We start from the raw sequence: 15,993 nt of genomic DNA, 5'->3' as shown, positions 1-15,993 counted from the left end.
GTGGGGCTGGCCGCCATTTTAAAGAGAAGCTTCTGTAGGAAATTTCAGTCTCGGCCGAGAGTTTTTATAAATTGGTTGGGCCAGTCGTTTAAACGGGCAGCCTAAAAAAATGCGACGGATTTTGGCAGCCGCCGCCAGCCGCGCATTTTTACAATGGCGCTCTTCTTCACAGCTGCACGAGAGCGAGTGCCTCTATGGCCAACATCCAGAACCTGCTGGCACCCACCGCGCCACGGGATCGCGAGGTCGAACCGTCGCGCAGCCCCGACCCACGCTTGAGCGGCAGTTTTCAGGGCGAGCGGGTGCACTACGTGTCCACCAGCCAGTCGATGGCCGATGCCGCTGAAGAACTGACGTTCGCGTTTTCCGAGCGGGTGGAAAAGTCACTGGCCAAACGCAAGATCAGCGACGGGCAAGCGCGCCTGAGCGAAGTTCAGGAGATGCTCGAAGAGTACCTGCACAAGGTGCCCGACCTCGACCGCCAGCAAAAACTCGACACCCTGGTGGCGCAACTGTCCAGCGGGCAGCTCACCCACATGGCGCAGCTCAAGGCCTACCTCAACAGCTTTTCCGGCGAGGTCAGCCACCAGTTTGTGGCGCTGTCGTTTGCGCGTCAGACGCTGGCCGCCAAAACCGACGCCCGCGCGCTGTTGGCGTTGATCGATCAAGCCCTGTTGCAGATGGCCGAAGAACACGGCGCCGCAATTGAAACCGGCCTGAGCATCGGCCCGCTGGCCTTTGAGGCACACGCCCAAGGGCTGGGCGAAGTGCAGGCGCTGCGCGACACCTACCGCGATGCCGTCCTTGATTACAAAGGCCTGTCTGCGGCCTGGCAGGACATTCAGACGCGCTTCGCCAGCTCCGCCATCGAAGGCGTGACAGGGTTCATGATGAAAGCCCTGAGTGCCGATCTGGACAGCCAGCAAGCTCACCTCGACCCGGTCAAGCTGGAGCGGGTGATGAGCGACATGGCCAAGCTGCGAGTGCTGTGCGGCCTGTCGGATCAGGTTCATGCGCTATGGAAAGCGTTGGTCACGGGAGAGCAAGGGCATGGCATACGGGCCTTCTGAACTGATGGGCGATCTGGTCTCACTGGTGGATAAACGCTGGGTCACGGTGCAGGACATTCAGCGCATGGGCCAGTCGATGCCGCTGCACAGCGTGGCCGAACTCATCACCTTCTACCGTGAAATCAAACGCCTGCTGCGCCTGTTGCCCATCGAAACATTTGCCGATGAGGAACAGCGGCACAACCTGCTCAACGCCTGTCAGCTGGCCATGGATCTGGCCATCGATCAGGAAGAGGACGAATGGCAAGCCCAATGAGAACACAGCATGCAGTGGATTGATCAGGCGCTGACCCGGTTCTGTCAGGACATGGGCGTGGCGTTGCCGTCGCCGTTGAGTGACCTGGTGCAGCTGGAATTCGAGCACGCAGGCACCCTGCAACTGGAGCGGCATGCCCACGGGCTGACGCTCTGGCTGGCGCTGGAGCTGCCGTGGCATCAGGCGCATCAGGGCATGCTGCGCGCCCTGTCGCGTTGTTACAGCCGGGCCGCGCCCCCGTTGCCGCTGCGCTGTGGTTGGGCGGGCGAATCGCGCCTGCTGCTGTTTATCACCCTGGAGGCGCGGCGGGTCACGGTGCCGGTGTTGCATCAAGCACTGCGCACGCTGATCGCCGTGCGTGAAGAAGTGCTGGCCCCGTGAGTCGCATCAGCGGCCTGCATATCGGGATCGAGCACCTCAGCGAAGTCGACAGCGCCCATGACCTGGCCGGGCTGCCCGAGCGCTATGTGTTGCCGCCGGACGGCCACAGTGTGGAGGCGCATTTCGATGCCTTGTACCCGGCCCGTCGTGCCGAACAGCAATGGCTGGATCTGGCACGCCCCTCCCGGCATTTTCACGAACTGCTGCGCCCCCAGGCGTTTCGCCAGGCCCTCGCCCAATTACGCCAGACCCTGGAAGCGTCGCCGGACCCTCACCTGCACGCGGCGGCACAGCTGATTGCCGCGCGCAGTGACGACGAGCAACTGCTGCACGTGGCGCTGAATTTGTTGCACAAGGTATGAGTGACATGAGCTTGAAACCGGTTGAGCAAACCCTGCTGTTGCTGCTCGGATGGGTGCAACTGCAATGCGCCCAACCGGGCCGCGCCCGCACGTTTTTTGAAGCCCTGCTCAGTGCAGAACCCCGCCAACGCGACGCGCGCAAGGCGCTGGTGGTGGCATTGCTGCAACTGGACCTGGGCGCCCAGGCCCAACAGCACTGTGAGCAATTGCTGGCCGACGGCGAACAGGACCCGGCACTCTGGGCCTGCCTGAGCCGTGCGCGCCAGCTGCAAGGCCAACTGGAACAGGCCCGCGCCGATTACGAGCACTTCCTTGCCCTGCGGGATACCCATGCCTGAACTCACGGAGTTTCTGACCCGCCTCGGCGCCCGTAAAGACATCATGCTGGCAATCATGCTGCTGGCGGTGGTGTTCATGATGGTGTTGCCGCTGCCGCCGTTTTTGCTGGACATCCTGATCGCGATGAACATCACCATTTCGGTGGTGCTGATGATGATGTCGGTCTACATAAACTCGCCCTTGCAGTTCTCGGTGTTCCCCGCAGTGCTGCTGATTACCACGCTGTTCCGGCTGGCGCTGTCGGTCAGCACCACGCGGATGATCCTGCTCGAAGCGGACGCCGGGAAGATCGTCGAAACCTTTGGCAACTTCGTGGTCGGCGGCAACCTCGTGGTGGGCTGCATTCTGTTTTTGATCATCACCATCGTGCAGTTTCTGGTTATAACCAAAGGCGCGGAACGCGTGGCCGAAGTGAGCGCACGCTTCTCGCTGGACGCCATGCCCGGTAAGCAAATGAGCATCGACGGCGACATGCGCGCCGGGGTCATCGACGTCAACGAAGCCCGCGAGCGACGCTCGATGATCGAGAAGGAAAGCCAGATGTTCGGCTCGATGGACGGCGCCATGAAGTTCGTCAAAGGCGACGCCATCGCCGGGCTGATCATCATCTTCGTCAACATCCTGGCCGGCATCACCATAGGCGTCACACAAAAAGGCATGACCGCCGCCGATGCCTTGCAGCTGTACTCGGTACTGACCGTGGGCGACGGCATGGTCACGCAGATCCCGGCGCTGTTGATCGCCATCACGGCGGGGATCATCGTCACCCGCGATTCGTCAGACACGTCAACCGATCTGGGCAGCGACATCGGCGATCAGGTCGTGGCGCAGCCCAAGGCATTGATGATCGGGGGCGTGCTGTTGGTGCTGTTCGGGCTGATTCCGGGCTTCCCGACCGTGACCTTTTTCGCCCTGGCATTACTGGTGGGCGGCGGCGGTTACTGGATGGTGCTGCGCCAGCGCAGTGCCGCGGCGGCAGGCGAAGCCCACGACCTGCCCACGCTGCTGGCACAAGGGGCGGGCGCGCCTTCGGTCAAGCCTCGCGGCAAGCCTTCGCCCGGCAAAACCAAGGGCGGGCGCCTGAGTGACAAGGAAGAGTTCGCCATGACCGTGCCGTTACTGATCGACGTCGACGCCAGCCTGCAGCAGAGCCTGGAAGGCTACTCGCTCAATGAAGAACTGGTGCGGGTACGTCGCGCCCTGTACCTGGACTTCGGGGTGCCGTTTCCAGGGATTCACCTGCGTTTCAATGAAGGCTTGAAAGACGGTGACTACCTGATCCAGCTTCAGGAAGTGCCTGTCGCGCGGGGCCGCCTGCGCCCGGCGCAGCTGTTGGTGCAGGAACGCAGCAGCCAGTTGGAACTGTTGGGCGTGCCGTTCGAAGAAGGCGACCCAGTGCTGCCGGGCCAGCCCACGCTGTGGGTTGGCGAAGAACACCGGCCACGCCTTGAGCGGGCAGGTTGCAGCGTGTTGAGCATGGACCAGGTGCTGACCTGGCACTTGTCCCACGTGCTGCGCGAATACGCCGAAGACTTTATCGGGATTCAGGAGACCCGCTACCTGCTCGAACAGATGGAGCACAGCTACGCCGAACTGGTTAAGGAAGCCCTGCGCATCATCCCCTTGCAGCGCATGACCGAAATCCTCCAGCGGCTGGTGGGCGAAGACATTTCCATCCGCAACCTGCGTTCGATCCTCGAAGCCATGGTGGAGTGGGGGCAGAAGGAAAAGGATGTGGTGCAGCTCACCGAATACATCCGCAGTAGCCTCAAGCGCTACATCTGCCACAAGTACTCGAGCGGCAACAACATCTTGCCCGCCTACTTGCTCGACCAGCAGGTGGAGGAACAGATTCGCGGTGGCATCCGCCAGACCAGTGCGGGCAGTTACCTGGCGCTGGACCCGGCCGTGACCCAGGCGTTTTTACAGCAAGTGCGCCAAACCGTGGGCGACCTGTCCGGCATGCAGAGCAAGCCGGTGCTGATTGTTTCAATGGACATTCGCCGCTACGTGCGCAAGTTGATTGAAAGCGATTACTACGGGTTGCCGGTGCTGTCGTATCAGGAGCTGACGCAGCAAATCAACATTCAGCCCTTGGGCAGGATTGCCCTGTGAACCGCGACCCGCTGTGTGACTGGTTCGAGCAAAGCGGCCGGGGCGTGCGCCCGCACTTTCTGCGCAACACAGGCCTTCAGTTGGGCTGGCAATTTATGTCTGGCGGTTGCGAAGTCGCGTGGCGCTGCGAGGGCGCGCGGGTGTGGATTGTGATGTTTCGCCGCCTCGACGAACGCCTCGGCCTGGCCAACCCCTTTGCGCCTTTGTATCTGCTGGCCGAAGCGGCGCGCTGCGTGCTGCCGCCCCCGGCCTCGCTGTACGGGAATGTCGAGGTACTGGCCCACAGCCCGCTGGCGGCTGCGCGCCTGGGCCGTTTCTATCAGCGCTGGGCGGGCGCCCATCAACCGCAACCCGGCTGGTTCGAGCTGGACGTAAGCCGCGTGTGCTCGCTACAGCACATGCGAAAACGACAAAAACTCGACCGTGCCTGACAGGAAGCCGTGCGCGCTATCCCTACTATAGAGCGCATGAACAAAGACCCTGCCCCCCTCGCCACGACCGTCCAGGCCGCCCGGCTGACCATTGAAAACAATGCCCAGCGCGGCCGCCTGCTGTCTGAAATGTGGGAAGGCCTGGGGCTGTCTCCCGAGGTGCGTGACCGGGTGTTTCGTCCCGGCCACGACCGTTTGATACAGGCCGCCGAGCAAGAGCTGCTCAAGGAAGTCGAGCGCATGCGCGCCGCCCAACGACCTGCCGCCCAAGCAGGCAGCCGCGTGCGGCGCCCTGCCCGGATGCGCGGGCTTATGGTTTAAGGACTCAGCATGAGCATTTCCCACTACAGCAAAACCACGCCGTTTCTCAGCGACCTGAACGGTGCGTCGCTGGACCAATTGCGCGGCAAAGACACCCGCGCGCTGGCCGACCTGCAACAGACACTGGGCAGGCTGAATATCCGCGTCACCCATGACGGCACGCCCCTGACCCCGGAGCAGATGACCAAGGTGCTGGCGTACCTGTTGCCACCCCAGGCGCAGGTTGCCAACGGCTGGTACGCGAGCCAGACCCAAAGCGGGCTTGAGGCGGTGAAAAAGACCCTGGCCGCTTACGCCAAGGCACACCCTGCCACGCCATGGCCGCTGAGCGATTTTCTGGCGCTGACCCATGCCGACCTGACATCCGACACGCTCGACGATGACGTGATCGACGTGTACGTCGCCGTCATGGAGCAACAGGACGCCAAGCGCCTCACGCTGCGCGACGAGTTGACATCGCTGACCGGCGAGCTGTCGATCTACAGCGTGGTGCAGGCGCAGATCAACGCGCGCTTATCCTCCAAAAGCGCCATCAACATTGAAGACACCTCAGCCACAACCGGCCTGAACCTGCTGGACAAGACGCTGTACGGCTACAGCGAGGACAGCCGCTGGCTGAAAAGCGCCGAGTACGCCTTGTTGACCGGGATGGACACCGGCAAAGGCAAGACCCGCATCAGCATCAAGGACTTTTTGAGCGGCGTGCCCAAAGAAAGCGGCGCCATCAAGGCCGTCGATTTGAAGCCCGACTACCCCTTCGAAAAAGACAACAACCCGGTCGCCAACCTGGCCACGACGGTGGGTGATCGCGCGCGGCCGCTGAACGACAAAGTAAGCGAAAAAACCACCCTGCTCAACGATGTCAGCTCGCGCTACAACGCCGCCATCGAAGCGCTTAACCGCTTTGTGCAAAAGCACGACAGCCTGCTGCGCGACATTCTCAATGCCATTTAAAGGAACGCCCATGACCCAGCCCACCCAAGACGCCTGCGAGCAGGAAATGGAAGCGTTTTTGCGCGACGGCGGCACCCTCGCCATGCTCAAGGACGTGTCGGCCGACAGCCTGGAGCAACTCTATTCGCTGGCGTTCAACGACTATCAGGCCGGCAAGTGGGACAGCGCCCACAAGGTGTTTCAGGCGCTGTGCATGCTCGACCATTACGACGTGCGGTTCTTCCTCGGGCTGGGCGCATGCCGTCAGTCCATGGGGCAGTTCGAGCTGGCGTTGCAGAGTTACAGCTACGGCGCGGTGATTGACGTCAACGAGCCACGATTCCCGTTTCACGCTGCTGAGTGCCACCTGCAACTGGGTGATCTCGACGGAGCCGAAAGTGGCTTCTATTCGGCCCGGGCCCTGGCCGCAGCCCAACCTGCACACGCGGCGCTGGCCGAGCGTGCAGGCGCTTTACTGGAAGCCGTCCTCATCAGAAAGGATCAACACCATGATTGCATCAGCGATTGATCGCAACGGGCTCACGCCGGGGGCAGCCTCGACTGCCGAACCGGACGGGCCCAAACGTGCAGAACGCGAACACGACGTCACCGTCAGCCGGGTCCAGGCACAGGCGTGGTCCGCTGTCCCGTCGCAGGGCGTGCAATTGCCCGCCCCTGCTCCCGGCGTTGCCCACAGCCTGCAACCGCAGACGCTGGCCAACATCAAACAGTTGGTCAGCACGGTCATTCACGACAGTAGCCGCCTGACACAACAACTGCTTGTCGCAGTACCCCGCCTTGCCGCCGCCCGCCTGAGCTCGCCGCAAGCGTTCGAGATTGAACTGTCCCGCATCACCAGCGAGCTGGGAAGCGCGCAAAAAGCCAACAAACTGGAAGACATCAAGCGGGCGCGCGAGCAGAACCTGCAAAAGATGGACGACAACCAGAAGAAGATTCAAGAGTCGCAAGACGCTGCCAAAGAGGCCCAGAAATCGGGCCTTGCAGCCAAGATTTTTGGGTGGGTCAGTGCCGTGGCCTCGATCATCGTGGGCCTCATCATGGTCGCCAGCGGCGCAGGCGCAATTGCTGGCGCGCTGATGATCGCCGGCGGGGTCATGGGCATTGTGTCCCAGTCCGTGCAGGCCGCTGCGGCGGCGGGCTTGATCAGTAAAGAGACGATGGAAAAACTCGGCCCGGTGTTGATGGGCATTGAAATCGCCGTGGCCCTGATGGCCGCCGTGGCCAGTTTTGGCGGCACAGCAGTGGCGGGCGTGGCCAAACTGGGCGCGAAGATGGGCACTAAAGTGGCAGAACTCACGGCCACGATTGCCAGCAAAGTCACTGAATTTGGCAGCAAATTCGGCACCGTGGCGAGCCTGTCCATGTCCCATGGCGCCAAGCTCGGCGTGCAAGTGGCCGACGTCACACTGGACGTGGCCAACGGCGCCTCTCAGGCCGTCAACAATAGCTATCAGGCCCACGCAGCCCTGCGCCAGGCCGACGTGCTGGAGAACCGCGCAGAGCTGAGCGCGTTTCAAGCCGTGATCGACATCCTGCGCGAAGAACTGACCCGCATGGTCGAGGCGTTTACCCAGGTCATGGAACAGATTTTCCAGATGATCAACGCCAAGGGCGACCTGCTGCATAACTTGTCCAGCCGCCCTGCGGCCATTTGAGGAGCCCCCCATGATGATTGATATGAGTGTCAGCCCTCGGGCATTGAGTGACGTCGCTTCCAGCGGCCCGGTTGAAAAAAGCGCTGCCCCGGTGAGCCGCGAGACGGCTCACCGGGCCGCCGATGTGTCGGCTCCTGCCACCTCACCGGCGGGCAGCATCGAGCTGGTCAAACCCGCACAACACTTCAACCCCGCCACGTTGGGCAAAGTCACCCGCGAACTGGACACCACCGTTGAGCTGATGGTGTTGCTGTTTCGTATCGCGCAAAAGGCTCGGGAACTGGGCGTGCTGCAACGCGACAGCGAAAACACGACGATTATCGAGGCACAGAAATCCCAGGTCACCGAGATGCGTTCGGGCGCCAACCTGATGATTGCCATGGCAGTGATCTCCGGGATCATGGCCGTCGGCACGGCGATCATCGGCGCGGTGGGCGCGAGCAAAAATGGCAAGGCCATCAAGCAGGAAGGGCAACTGGAAAAGTCCATTGCCGGGCGCAACGAACTGATCGACGCCAAGATGCAATCACTGGGCAAAACGTCGGACGCCGATCGCAAAACCGTCGGCGCTGTTTGGGAACAGGCCCAAGCGTTCGATAGCGAACTGCTGACTAAAACCGGGAGAAAAATAGACACCCGCACTACCACTTACCAGGCAATGAACAGCGTTAATCAGTCACTGGGGCAGATGGCCAATACTTCGGTACAAGTCAGGCAAGGACACATTCAGGCCAACGCCAAAGAGGACGAAGTTGATGCGTCAATTGCACAAAGTCGCAAACAGATAGTTGATGAACAATTGAGTTATAACTCTAACTCCATGAAAGAGCTGATTCAGACACTTCATGAACTTTCTCAGAACTACGTAGCCGCCTGGAAAGCAGCGGCGGCGATTGTTTGATCGATTGATGCGAGTAAGAAAAAAGCCACTGAGATGTGGCTTTTTTCTTAAAAGATAAGTCTACCAGTGACAAAATCAGGTTGTGGCCTGGTGCTAGCATTCGCCTGGTACGAGGAGACAAGCATGGATTTAACGATCAGGGTTAATCGGCTGCTGGCCGAATTTGCCAATCGCAGTGGGTTGCCCGCCTTGTCGCTCGACGCAGACGGGGTCGCGACGTTGCTGTTTGATGAACAGTTACACGTGACGCTGGTGCTTTTGGGTGGCCGTGATCGGCTGGTCATGGAAGCCAATGTGGCCGGTCTGGACACACTGGGGGAAGGCATCTTCCGTCAATTGGCGAGTTTTAATCGCCGCTGGTATCGGTTCGACCTGCATTTCGGGTTTGACGAGCAAACCGGTCAAGTGCAGTTGTACGCCCAGTTGCCAGCCGCCGAGCTGACGCTGGAAAACTTCGAGCGCACGTTGGCCAACCTGCTTGACCACGCCGAGTTCTGGCAGCAATTGCTGCCCGGCCACGTGCGTGTCACGCCGCCGGCAGCCCAGCCTGCAGGCATGCGAGTGTGAGCCTGTGATGAAGATCGAAAGCGCGGGCATTGCGCCGTTATCCGCGAATGAAGGCCCGACAGAGGTGGGCCATTTCAACGGCCGTGCGCTGACGCCGGGGGCCAACCCCGCTCAGGCGCAGATCACGTTGGCCGAGCTGCTGGACTGGCTCGGCACCGAGTTGCAGACCAGCCCTCACAGCGAGCAACGGCTGCAACGGTTACTGGACGGCGACATCACGCCCTTGCATGAGCGCCGGGTCCGGTTGCCATGAAGCGCGCGGCGATGGGCGCACTGCTGGTCAGTGCCTTGTCGGGGTGTATCAGCCAGCCCGCCGCCCCTGCACACACGCTGGACCTCACAGGGAACGTGAGCAGCCGCCTGGTATTGACCCGGGCGGCTTATGTGCGTGTTCGCCTGTATGAAGTGGTGGCCGGGCAACCGCGAAGGGTCGCGAAGTCGGACTATCGGGTCAGCGCCCTGCCGCTGGGGTTCAGTTTTCACGTCCCCGCTGCGACGGATCGCCAGTGGTTGATCAGAAGTGAGTTGGCGTGGTCCGAGGCCGGTTCGGTTCAGGCACGCGGGTGGCGACAGGTTGTGCCCGGCCAAGCGGCGCAGCTGCAGTTGACCCCTTTAACGTGCTATCCGAACTGCCGGATAAACACACCTTGGTAACACCGTGTTGCAAGTCTGGTTATAAATAATTAAACGATTTCGGCACGCAGCCGAAACACCAACAGTTCGAATCATATTGAGCGGTTCATTGAATAAGAGTAATTATTCTAAATTTGAATAATTACTCTTATTCATGACCTGGCTTGCTTTCAAGAATTTGCTATATGCGAATGACCGCATGTGCATGGAGATAGAGTGTGCTCATACGTCTGTCAGTAATGACGCGTCAATACGCCGCACACGTTCAGGATCACTACCTATGCAAGGTGCCAGTTTACGTGGCCAACGAATAACGCAGTGTCGATGGTGTATGCCCACCTTCGAATTCAAGTCCAACCCCGAAGAAGGAATTGCCATACTTATTGAAGGTGAACTGATTGTTCAAGATGTCTGCACCACGTTGCGTATTGCGCCCGGTGAAATGATATTTGCCCGACGCGGTAATTACGTCGTGAGCACTGAAGGTCAGGAGAGTCGCATTCTGTGGATTCCGTTAACGGTTACGCGCTTGCAAAGTTTTATACAGCGCTTCGGCGCGTTGCTCAGCGAAGTTGAGCGCTGTGAAGAACCCAGCAGCGGGATGATCGCGTTTGCCAGCACCCCGTTGCTGGCCGACTGTGTCAAAGGGATCAAAGCATTACTGGAACACGAGCACCCGCCCGCTCTGGCGGTGTTGCGCATTGAAGAGTTGTTGATGCTGTTTGCATTCAGTCCGCAAGGCCCGGCCTTGATGGCCATGTTGCGCCAGCAGGGCAACCGGCAAGTGGAGCGGTTGCAGGCGTTCATGGAGGCCAATTATTTACAGGAGTGGCGCCTGAGCGAATTCGCCCGCGAGTTCGGCATGGGCCTGACCACGTTCAAGGAGTTGTTCGGTTCGGTCTACGGCGTCTCGCCCAGGGCCTGGATCAGTGAGCGGCGCATTCTGTACGCGCACCATTTGCTGCTCAACAGCGAGATGAGCATTGTCGACATTGCCATGGAAAGCGGGTTTTCCAGCCAGTCGTATTTCACCCAGAGTTACCGTCGTCGATTTGGCTGTACCCCCAGCCGTTCGCGGCAGGGCAAAGAATAGCCCCGGACTAAAAAAAACTGACGTTTATTGCAAGTCACTCGCGCCACTCACCCGTAAGATTGACCCGCAACGCAGGCCCCTGATGTGCGTGTCACGAAACAAAACAGTCAAGGCAGAGAATGAGCCAGGAAGACCCTAATCAAAGTCCCCGCCAAGGGATGTTCGCCGGCCGGCGCGTCTCTGTCGTGAGCCAGGATGCTCGTGCGCGGGGAAGTGTCGCCGGTTGTATTTCGGGCAAGATTTACCGTGATAGCGACATCATCAGCGCCCGGCAACTGATGCTCATGCAACGCCTGTTGCCCCGCGAGCAATTGGAGCAACTGTTTCAGTCCCATTGGTTACAGCAGCGTCTGGCCCGCGGCATGGCCCTGGAACGCGGGGATGTGCAGTTGGTGTTGCGCAAGGCCAGCGAACAAGGCGAGAACTGGTGTAACTGGCTGGGCGACCGCATCAACCTGGCCTGCCCGCAAACCCTGATCGACTGGGTATTGCTGCCGGTGTACAGCTGGTGGGAAAGCCTGTTTGACGAAGCCATTCCCAGCTGGCGCGCTTCGTTGATCGAGTTCGAAACCCAGTCGCGGCAATTGCGCATCAAGGCGCAATTCTGGCGTCAGGCCACCGATGCCGACCCGCAACTGGTCGACGAGGAGCTGCAAGCCGTCGCTCGCCGCCAAGCTGAAACCGAAATCGAAATAGCCGCGCTGGCACGCAAGCTGGGCGCCATTTCCGAACAGGCCCGCGCAGCGTGGCCCAACTGGCATCAAGGCGTGGCCGTGCTGCTGGCCGATGGCAAGCTGGACGGTTTTTCACCGGTGCCGCTGGCGCTTATTTCCCTGTGGGAACCCCTGATCAGGCTCGACGCAGACGCCAGCGCTGCCGACGCCGTGCAGCACTGGCTGCACGAACGCAGCCTGTGTCAGGCCCAGGATCACTTTTACTGGCAAGGCGCCTGACCAACCGCGGCACTGAGGACTCATGGAACGTTTACTGACTGGATTGGCCGCGCGAACCGGCCAAGGGCCTTTTGTTGCCGATCAAACGGGTGCCTACCACCTGCGCATCGATGGCCACAGCCTGTTTCTGGCCCGCCAGGGGGCAGACCTGATCGTCCATAGCCCGCTGGACTGGCAAGCCCGTGCCGACGCAGCGGGGCAGCGCGAGGTGTTGCGCGACGTGCTGGAACACGTGACCCGCTGGAGCCGCCACTACCCCCAAGCCCTGGTGCTGGACGAAAACGACCGCCTGCTGCTCGAAGCCCGCCTTGAGTTCGCCTCCCTTGAGCTGGATGAACTTGAGCGTGTGCTGGCAGCGCAGGTGGGCATTCTTGAGTCCCTCAAGCCCGGTTTGCAGCAGGCTGAGCGCCCACCGCAGTGGACACCCACCTTATGGCGCCCATGAAGTGGCTGCGCGTTGCCGCCTGGCTGCTGGCCAGTGCCGCCTGCCCCGCCACGGCTCAGGAACTGGACTGGGCGCCAGTGCCTTACCACTACGTGGCGCAGGGTGAAAACCTGCGCGATGTGCTGATTAACTTCGGGGCCAATTACGACAGCCCGGTGATTGTCAGCGACAAGGTCAACGATCAAGTCAGCGGCCGTTTCGACCTGCCCACCCCACAAGCCTTTTTGCAACAGATGACCGCGCTCTACAACCTGATCTGGTACTACGACGGCGCGGTGCTGTACGTCTTCAAAAGCACGGAAATGCAGTCGCGGCTGATCAAGCTCGAACAGGTCACCGAGTCCGACCTGCAAGAGGCGTTACAGGCCGCGGGCGTGTGGGAGCCGACATTCGGCTGGCGTTCGGGCGGCGATGGACGGCTGGTCTATGTGTCGGGCCCGGCCCGATACCTGGAACTGGTAGAGCAGACCGCGCAGGCGCTGGAACAACAATCCACCCTGCGCAGCGAAAAGACCGGCGACGTGTCGGTGGAAATCTTTCCCCTCAAATACGCGTCGGCCGAAGACCGCCAAATCAAGTACCGCGAAGACGACATTCAGGCACCGGGCGTGGCCACCATTCTGGCCAACGTGCTGGGTGACGCCAATGTGGTGTCGGTGGACGGCCAGGCGAACGGCAGCCGCGCACCGCTGCGCTCCGGGCGCGCGGTGATTCAGGCCGAACCGTCATTGAACGCGATCGTGGTGCGCGACAGCGCCGAACGCATGCCCATGTACAAACGCCTGATTGAAGCGCTGGACCGGCCTTCGGCGCGCATCGAAGTCGCGCTATCGATTGTCGACATCAACGCCGAAAACCTTGCCGAACTCGGGGTCGACTGGCATGTGGGGATTGGGCTGGGGCCAAAGAAAGTCATCGACATCCGCACCAGCGGCTCCGGCGCACCCGGCGCGCAAGCCCCTGGCGCAAGCCTGGTCGACAGCCGCGGCCTCGACTTTTTGATGGCCCGCGTCACCCTGCTGCAAAGTCAGGGCCGCGCTCAGGTGGGGTCGCGCCCGACCTTGCTGACGCAGGAAAACACCCTCGCGGTGATCGATCACAGCGAAACCTATTACGTGAAAGTGACCGGCGAACGCGTCGCTGAACTGAAGTCCATCACCTACGGCACCATGTTGAAAATGACCCCGCGGGTGGTTCAGTTAGGGGATAAGCCGGAGATCAGCCTGAGCCTGCACATCGAAGACGGCAGCCAAAAACCCAATAGCTCCGGCCCCGAAGGCATCCCCACCATCAACCGTACCGTGGTCGACACCGTGGCCCGCGTCGGCCATGGCCAAAGCCTGTTGATTGGCGGGATCCACCGCGACGAACTCAGCGAAGGCGTGCGCAAAGTGCCGTTACTGGGGGACATTCCGTACCTTGGCGCCTTGTTCCGCTTTCAGTCCAACACCGTGCGGCGCTCGGTGCGCCTGTTTCTGATCGAACCGCGCCTGATTGACGACGGGCTGGCCCATTACGCAGCCCTGGGCAGCCAACGGGGCTACCTCGACGGTTTGCTCAATGTCGATCAACTGTCCAACCAGAGCCTGGAGCTGGCCAACGCGATTGGCGCCACCCAGTGCCAGGCGCTGGCCACCGCGCAATTGCTGCAAAACGCACTGCAACAGGCGGGCAAAAGCTCACGGTTGTCCGCGTGTCGCATGGACGGCGAAAGCCGCGGCTGGCGCGTGATTGAAGGCGCGTGCGATGACGCGGCAACGCACTGCGTCCGCCCGCTGAAGCGCCCCTGACATGGGCTGGAAAATCCGGTTTTACAGCGGCTTGAATCAAGGGGCCGAAGTGCCCCTGAGCGCCGGTCGGGTGGTGATCGGTTCAGACCCGCTGAGCGCCGACCTGGTGCTGGTGGACGACGGTATCGCGGCCATGCACCTGTTGCTGGAGGTCGACCCGCAAGGGGTGCGCTTGCTGGAATGGGACGCCGCGTGTGAGCCGACCGAGGACGGCCTGCCCGTGCAGCCGGGCACGGGGCTGCACGCCTTGGCCATGCAGCAATGCGGCCCCTTGAGCTGGGCGTATTGCGCGCAGGAACGCGCCTTCGCGCCGCTGCAACAGGTGATCGGCCGGGCACAGGAACGTCGGGCCCCACGCCACCCTGCGCATTGGAGCGGTCGCGTGATGGCGGGGTTGAGCGTTGTGCTGGTGGTGCTGTTGATCGGCTTGATGAGCGACCCGTGGTCCAGCGTCAACCACAGCACGGCCGATGAAGATCCGCTGCTGGGGTTGCAGACGTTCTTGAGCGACAAGCCCTATCAGCACGTGCAGATTGAAGCCCCGCAAGCCGATGGCGGTGTGTTGCTGACCGGGTATCTGGATGACAACCGCAGCCGCTTGCTGCTCACCCAATACCTTGAAAAAAGCGGGCTGAGTTATCGGCTGGAATTGCGCAGCATGGAAGAAGTGCGTCAGGGCGTGGACTTCATCCTGCAAAAATTCGGCTACTCGCGGGTGCGCAGCACGCCCTCGTCAAAAGCCGGCTGGATCATGCTCGAAGGCGAACTGGCCGAACAAGACGACCACTGGGCCAACATCGACACCCTGCTGATGGCCGACGTGCCCGGCCTGATGGGCGTCGAGAACCGCGTGCGGCTCGCCGGTTCGCACATCAAGCGCCTGGAACAACTGCTCAGCGACGCACACCTGACCTCGGCGCTGAGCTATCGCGATCACGGCGAGCGCATTGAGCTGCGCGGCCAGCTGGATGAGCGCCAGTTGAATGACTTTGCACAACTGCAACGCACGTTCCGCCGCGAGTTCGGCGCCAGCCCGACGCTGGAACTGATTAACCGCTCACGCCGTGGCAGCGCTGAAGAACTGGCCTTCGTGGTACGCGGCGTGTCACTGGGCAAAGTGCCCTACGTGGTGCTCAACGACAGTCAGAAATACCCGGTAAACGCTTCAACCCCCAACGGCGTTCGCGTGTTGTCGATCACAGACGAAGCGATTGTGGTCAGTCGCGGCAAACAGCAATTCATCATCCACCTCAAGGGACAAACGCAATGATGACCGCATTGGAGGAACGCCTGAGCCGTGAAGGCGCGGGCTATCACGCGCAGGTGCGCGCTACGCTGCAAAGCGCGCAAAACGACTGCAAACAGCGCCTGCACAAAGGCGCGACGCCTGCGCAATACCAGCAATGGCAACAGGAAGCGCAGGCACTCGAAGCCGCCCTGAGCATCCTCGACACCCTCAAAGGAGCCTGCTGATGGCCGCCATTTTTGCCAACGACACCACCAACACCCTCGATCAGGTTGCCGAGCAGATCAAAGCGCAGGCGAACACCGCCAACACGGACGTGAAAAACGCCATTACGGCGCTCAGCAACGACAACGGCGATAACCCGGCAGTGTTGGCCGACCTGCAACACAAGCTCAATAAATGGTCGGTGATCTACAACATCAACTCCACCGTGACCCGCTCCATGAGAGACCTCATGCAGAGCATTTTGCAGAAGATTTGA

Annotated in this window: 22 protein-coding genes; all 22 read left to right on the top strand. The window is 61.1% G+C overall.

Annotation, left to right across the window (positions count from 1 at the left end; all coding sequences use genetic code 11):
- Nucleotides 1-194: 194 nt before the first annotated feature.
- Nucleotides 195-1,070: a type III secretion system gatekeeper subunit SctW gene (gene sctW, locus BKD70_RS04315; protein WP_047278256.1), complete on the top strand. Its 876-nt coding sequence runs from the start codon at nt 195-197 to the stop codon at nt 1,068-1,070.
- Nucleotides 1,051-1,326: a TyeA family type III secretion system gatekeeper subunit gene (locus BKD70_RS04310; RefSeq protein ID WP_047278258.1), complete on the top strand. Its 276-nt coding sequence runs from the start codon at nt 1,051-1,053 to the stop codon at nt 1,324-1,326. Before sctW ends, BKD70_RS04310 begins: the two co-directional genes overlap by 20 nt.
- 9 nt (nt 1,327-1,335) lie before the next feature.
- Nucleotides 1,336-1,707: a type III secretion chaperone SycN gene (gene sycN, locus BKD70_RS04305; protein ID WP_047278260.1), complete on the top strand. Its 372-nt coding sequence runs from the start codon at nt 1,336-1,338 to the stop codon at nt 1,705-1,707.
- A complete protein-coding gene (locus BKD70_RS04300; protein WP_047278262.1) occupies nt 1,704-2,069 on the top strand; it encodes a YscX family type III secretion protein in 366 nt (121 codons plus the stop codon). Before sycN ends, BKD70_RS04300 begins: the two co-directional genes overlap by 4 nt.
- Before the next feature lie 5 nt (nt 2,070-2,074).
- Nucleotides 2,075-2,407 carry a tetratricopeptide repeat protein gene (locus tag BKD70_RS04295; protein ID WP_047278264.1) on the top strand — a complete coding sequence of 111 codons (333 nt, stop codon included), beginning with the start codon at nt 2,075-2,077 and terminating at the stop codon, nt 2,405-2,407.
- Entirely contained in the window at nt 2,400-4,523 is a 2,124-nt protein-coding gene (gene sctV, locus BKD70_RS04290) for a type III secretion system export apparatus subunit SctV (protein ID WP_047278266.1), read from the top strand. The genes BKD70_RS04295 and sctV overlap by 8 nt, the downstream gene beginning before the upstream one ends.
- Nucleotides 4,520-4,954, top strand: a complete 435-nt coding sequence (locus BKD70_RS04285; RefSeq protein WP_047278268.1) for an LcrR family type III secretion system chaperone — start codon at nt 4,520-4,522, stop codon at nt 4,952-4,954. Before sctV ends, BKD70_RS04285 begins: the two co-directional genes overlap by 4 nt.
- Before the next feature lie 36 nt (nt 4,955-4,990).
- Nucleotides 4,991-5,275: an LcrG family type III secretion system chaperone gene (locus tag BKD70_RS04280; protein ID WP_047278270.1), complete on the top strand. Its 285-nt coding sequence runs from the start codon at nt 4,991-4,993 to the stop codon at nt 5,273-5,275.
- Between the two features lie 9 nt (nt 5,276-5,284).
- A complete protein-coding gene (locus BKD70_RS04275) occupies nt 5,285-6,229 on the top strand; it encodes a virulence-associated V antigen (protein WP_047278273.1) in 945 nt (314 codons plus the stop codon).
- A gap of 10 nt (nt 6,230-6,239) precedes the next feature.
- Nucleotides 6,240-6,737, top strand: coding sequence for a SycD/LcrH family type III secretion system chaperone (locus tag BKD70_RS04270; RefSeq protein ID WP_047278274.1), 498 nt, complete (start codon nt 6,240-6,242; stop codon nt 6,735-6,737).
- The gene (gene sctE / locus BKD70_RS04265; RefSeq protein WP_047278276.1) at nt 6,718-7,884 is read left to right on the top strand and encodes a type III secretion system translocon subunit SctE; all 1,167 of its coding nucleotides are present in this window, start codon (nt 6,718-6,720) and stop codon (nt 7,882-7,884) included. Before BKD70_RS04270 ends, sctE begins: the two co-directional genes overlap by 20 nt.
- 10 nt (nt 7,885-7,894) lie before the next feature.
- Entirely contained in the window at nt 7,895-8,785 is an 891-nt protein-coding gene (locus tag BKD70_RS04260) for a YopD family type III secretion system translocon subunit (protein WP_099421426.1), read from the top strand.
- Nucleotides 8,786-8,908: 123 nt separating this feature from the next.
- A complete protein-coding gene (locus tag BKD70_RS04255; RefSeq protein ID WP_047278277.1) occupies nt 8,909-9,352 on the top strand; it encodes a type III secretion system chaperone in 444 nt (147 codons plus the stop codon).
- Nucleotides 9,353-9,359: 7 nt separating this feature from the next.
- Nucleotides 9,360-9,605, top strand: a complete 246-nt coding sequence (locus tag BKD70_RS04250) for a T3SS regulon translocated regulator ExsE family protein (RefSeq protein WP_047278279.1) — start codon at nt 9,360-9,362, stop codon at nt 9,603-9,605.
- A complete protein-coding gene (locus BKD70_RS04245) occupies nt 9,602-10,006 on the top strand; it encodes a YscW family type III secretion system pilotin (protein ID WP_047278281.1) in 405 nt (134 codons plus the stop codon). Before BKD70_RS04250 ends, BKD70_RS04245 begins: the two co-directional genes overlap by 4 nt.
- Before the next feature lie 259 nt (nt 10,007-10,265).
- A complete protein-coding gene (locus BKD70_RS04240) occupies nt 10,266-11,078 on the top strand; it encodes a helix-turn-helix domain-containing protein (RefSeq protein ID WP_047278283.1) in 813 nt (270 codons plus the stop codon).
- Nucleotides 11,079-11,263: 185 nt separating this feature from the next.
- The gene (locus tag BKD70_RS04235) at nt 11,264-12,031 is read left to right on the top strand and encodes a T3SS regulon anti-activator ExsD domain-containing protein (protein ID WP_269468884.1); all 768 of its coding nucleotides are present in this window, start codon (nt 11,264-11,266) and stop codon (nt 12,029-12,031) included.
- Nucleotides 12,032-12,053: 22 nt separating this feature from the next.
- A complete protein-coding gene (locus BKD70_RS04230; protein WP_047278286.1) occupies nt 12,054-12,476 on the top strand; it encodes a YscB family type III secretion system chaperone in 423 nt (140 codons plus the stop codon).
- Entirely contained in the window at nt 12,473-14,266 is a 1,794-nt protein-coding gene (sctC, locus tag BKD70_RS04225) for a type III secretion system outer membrane ring subunit SctC (protein ID WP_047279184.1), read from the top strand. The genes BKD70_RS04230 and sctC overlap by 4 nt, the downstream gene beginning before the upstream one ends.
- A 1-nt stretch (nt 14,267) precedes the next feature.
- Nucleotides 14,268-15,536 carry a type III secretion system inner membrane ring subunit SctD gene (gene sctD / locus BKD70_RS04220; protein WP_047278288.1) on the top strand — a complete coding sequence of 423 codons (1,269 nt, stop codon included), beginning with the start codon at nt 14,268-14,270 and terminating at the stop codon, nt 15,534-15,536.
- Nucleotides 15,533-15,739, top strand: a complete 207-nt coding sequence (locus BKD70_RS04215; RefSeq protein WP_047278290.1) for an EscE/YscE/SsaE family type III secretion system needle protein co-chaperone — start codon at nt 15,533-15,535, stop codon at nt 15,737-15,739. Before sctD ends, BKD70_RS04215 begins: the two co-directional genes overlap by 4 nt.
- Nucleotides 15,739-15,993 carry a type III secretion system needle filament subunit SctF gene (gene sctF, locus BKD70_RS04210; protein ID WP_047278292.1) on the top strand — a complete coding sequence of 85 codons (255 nt, stop codon included), beginning with the start codon at nt 15,739-15,741 and terminating at the stop codon, nt 15,991-15,993. The genes BKD70_RS04215 and sctF overlap by 1 nt, the downstream gene beginning before the upstream one ends.

This window comes from Pseudomonas sp. BS-2016 (assembly GCF_001806145.1).
GTDB classification, from domain to species: Bacteria; Pseudomonadota; Gammaproteobacteria; order Pseudomonadales; family Pseudomonadaceae; genus Aquipseudomonas; species Aquipseudomonas lundensis.
This window is presented reverse-complemented; position numbering and strand designations above follow the sequence as displayed.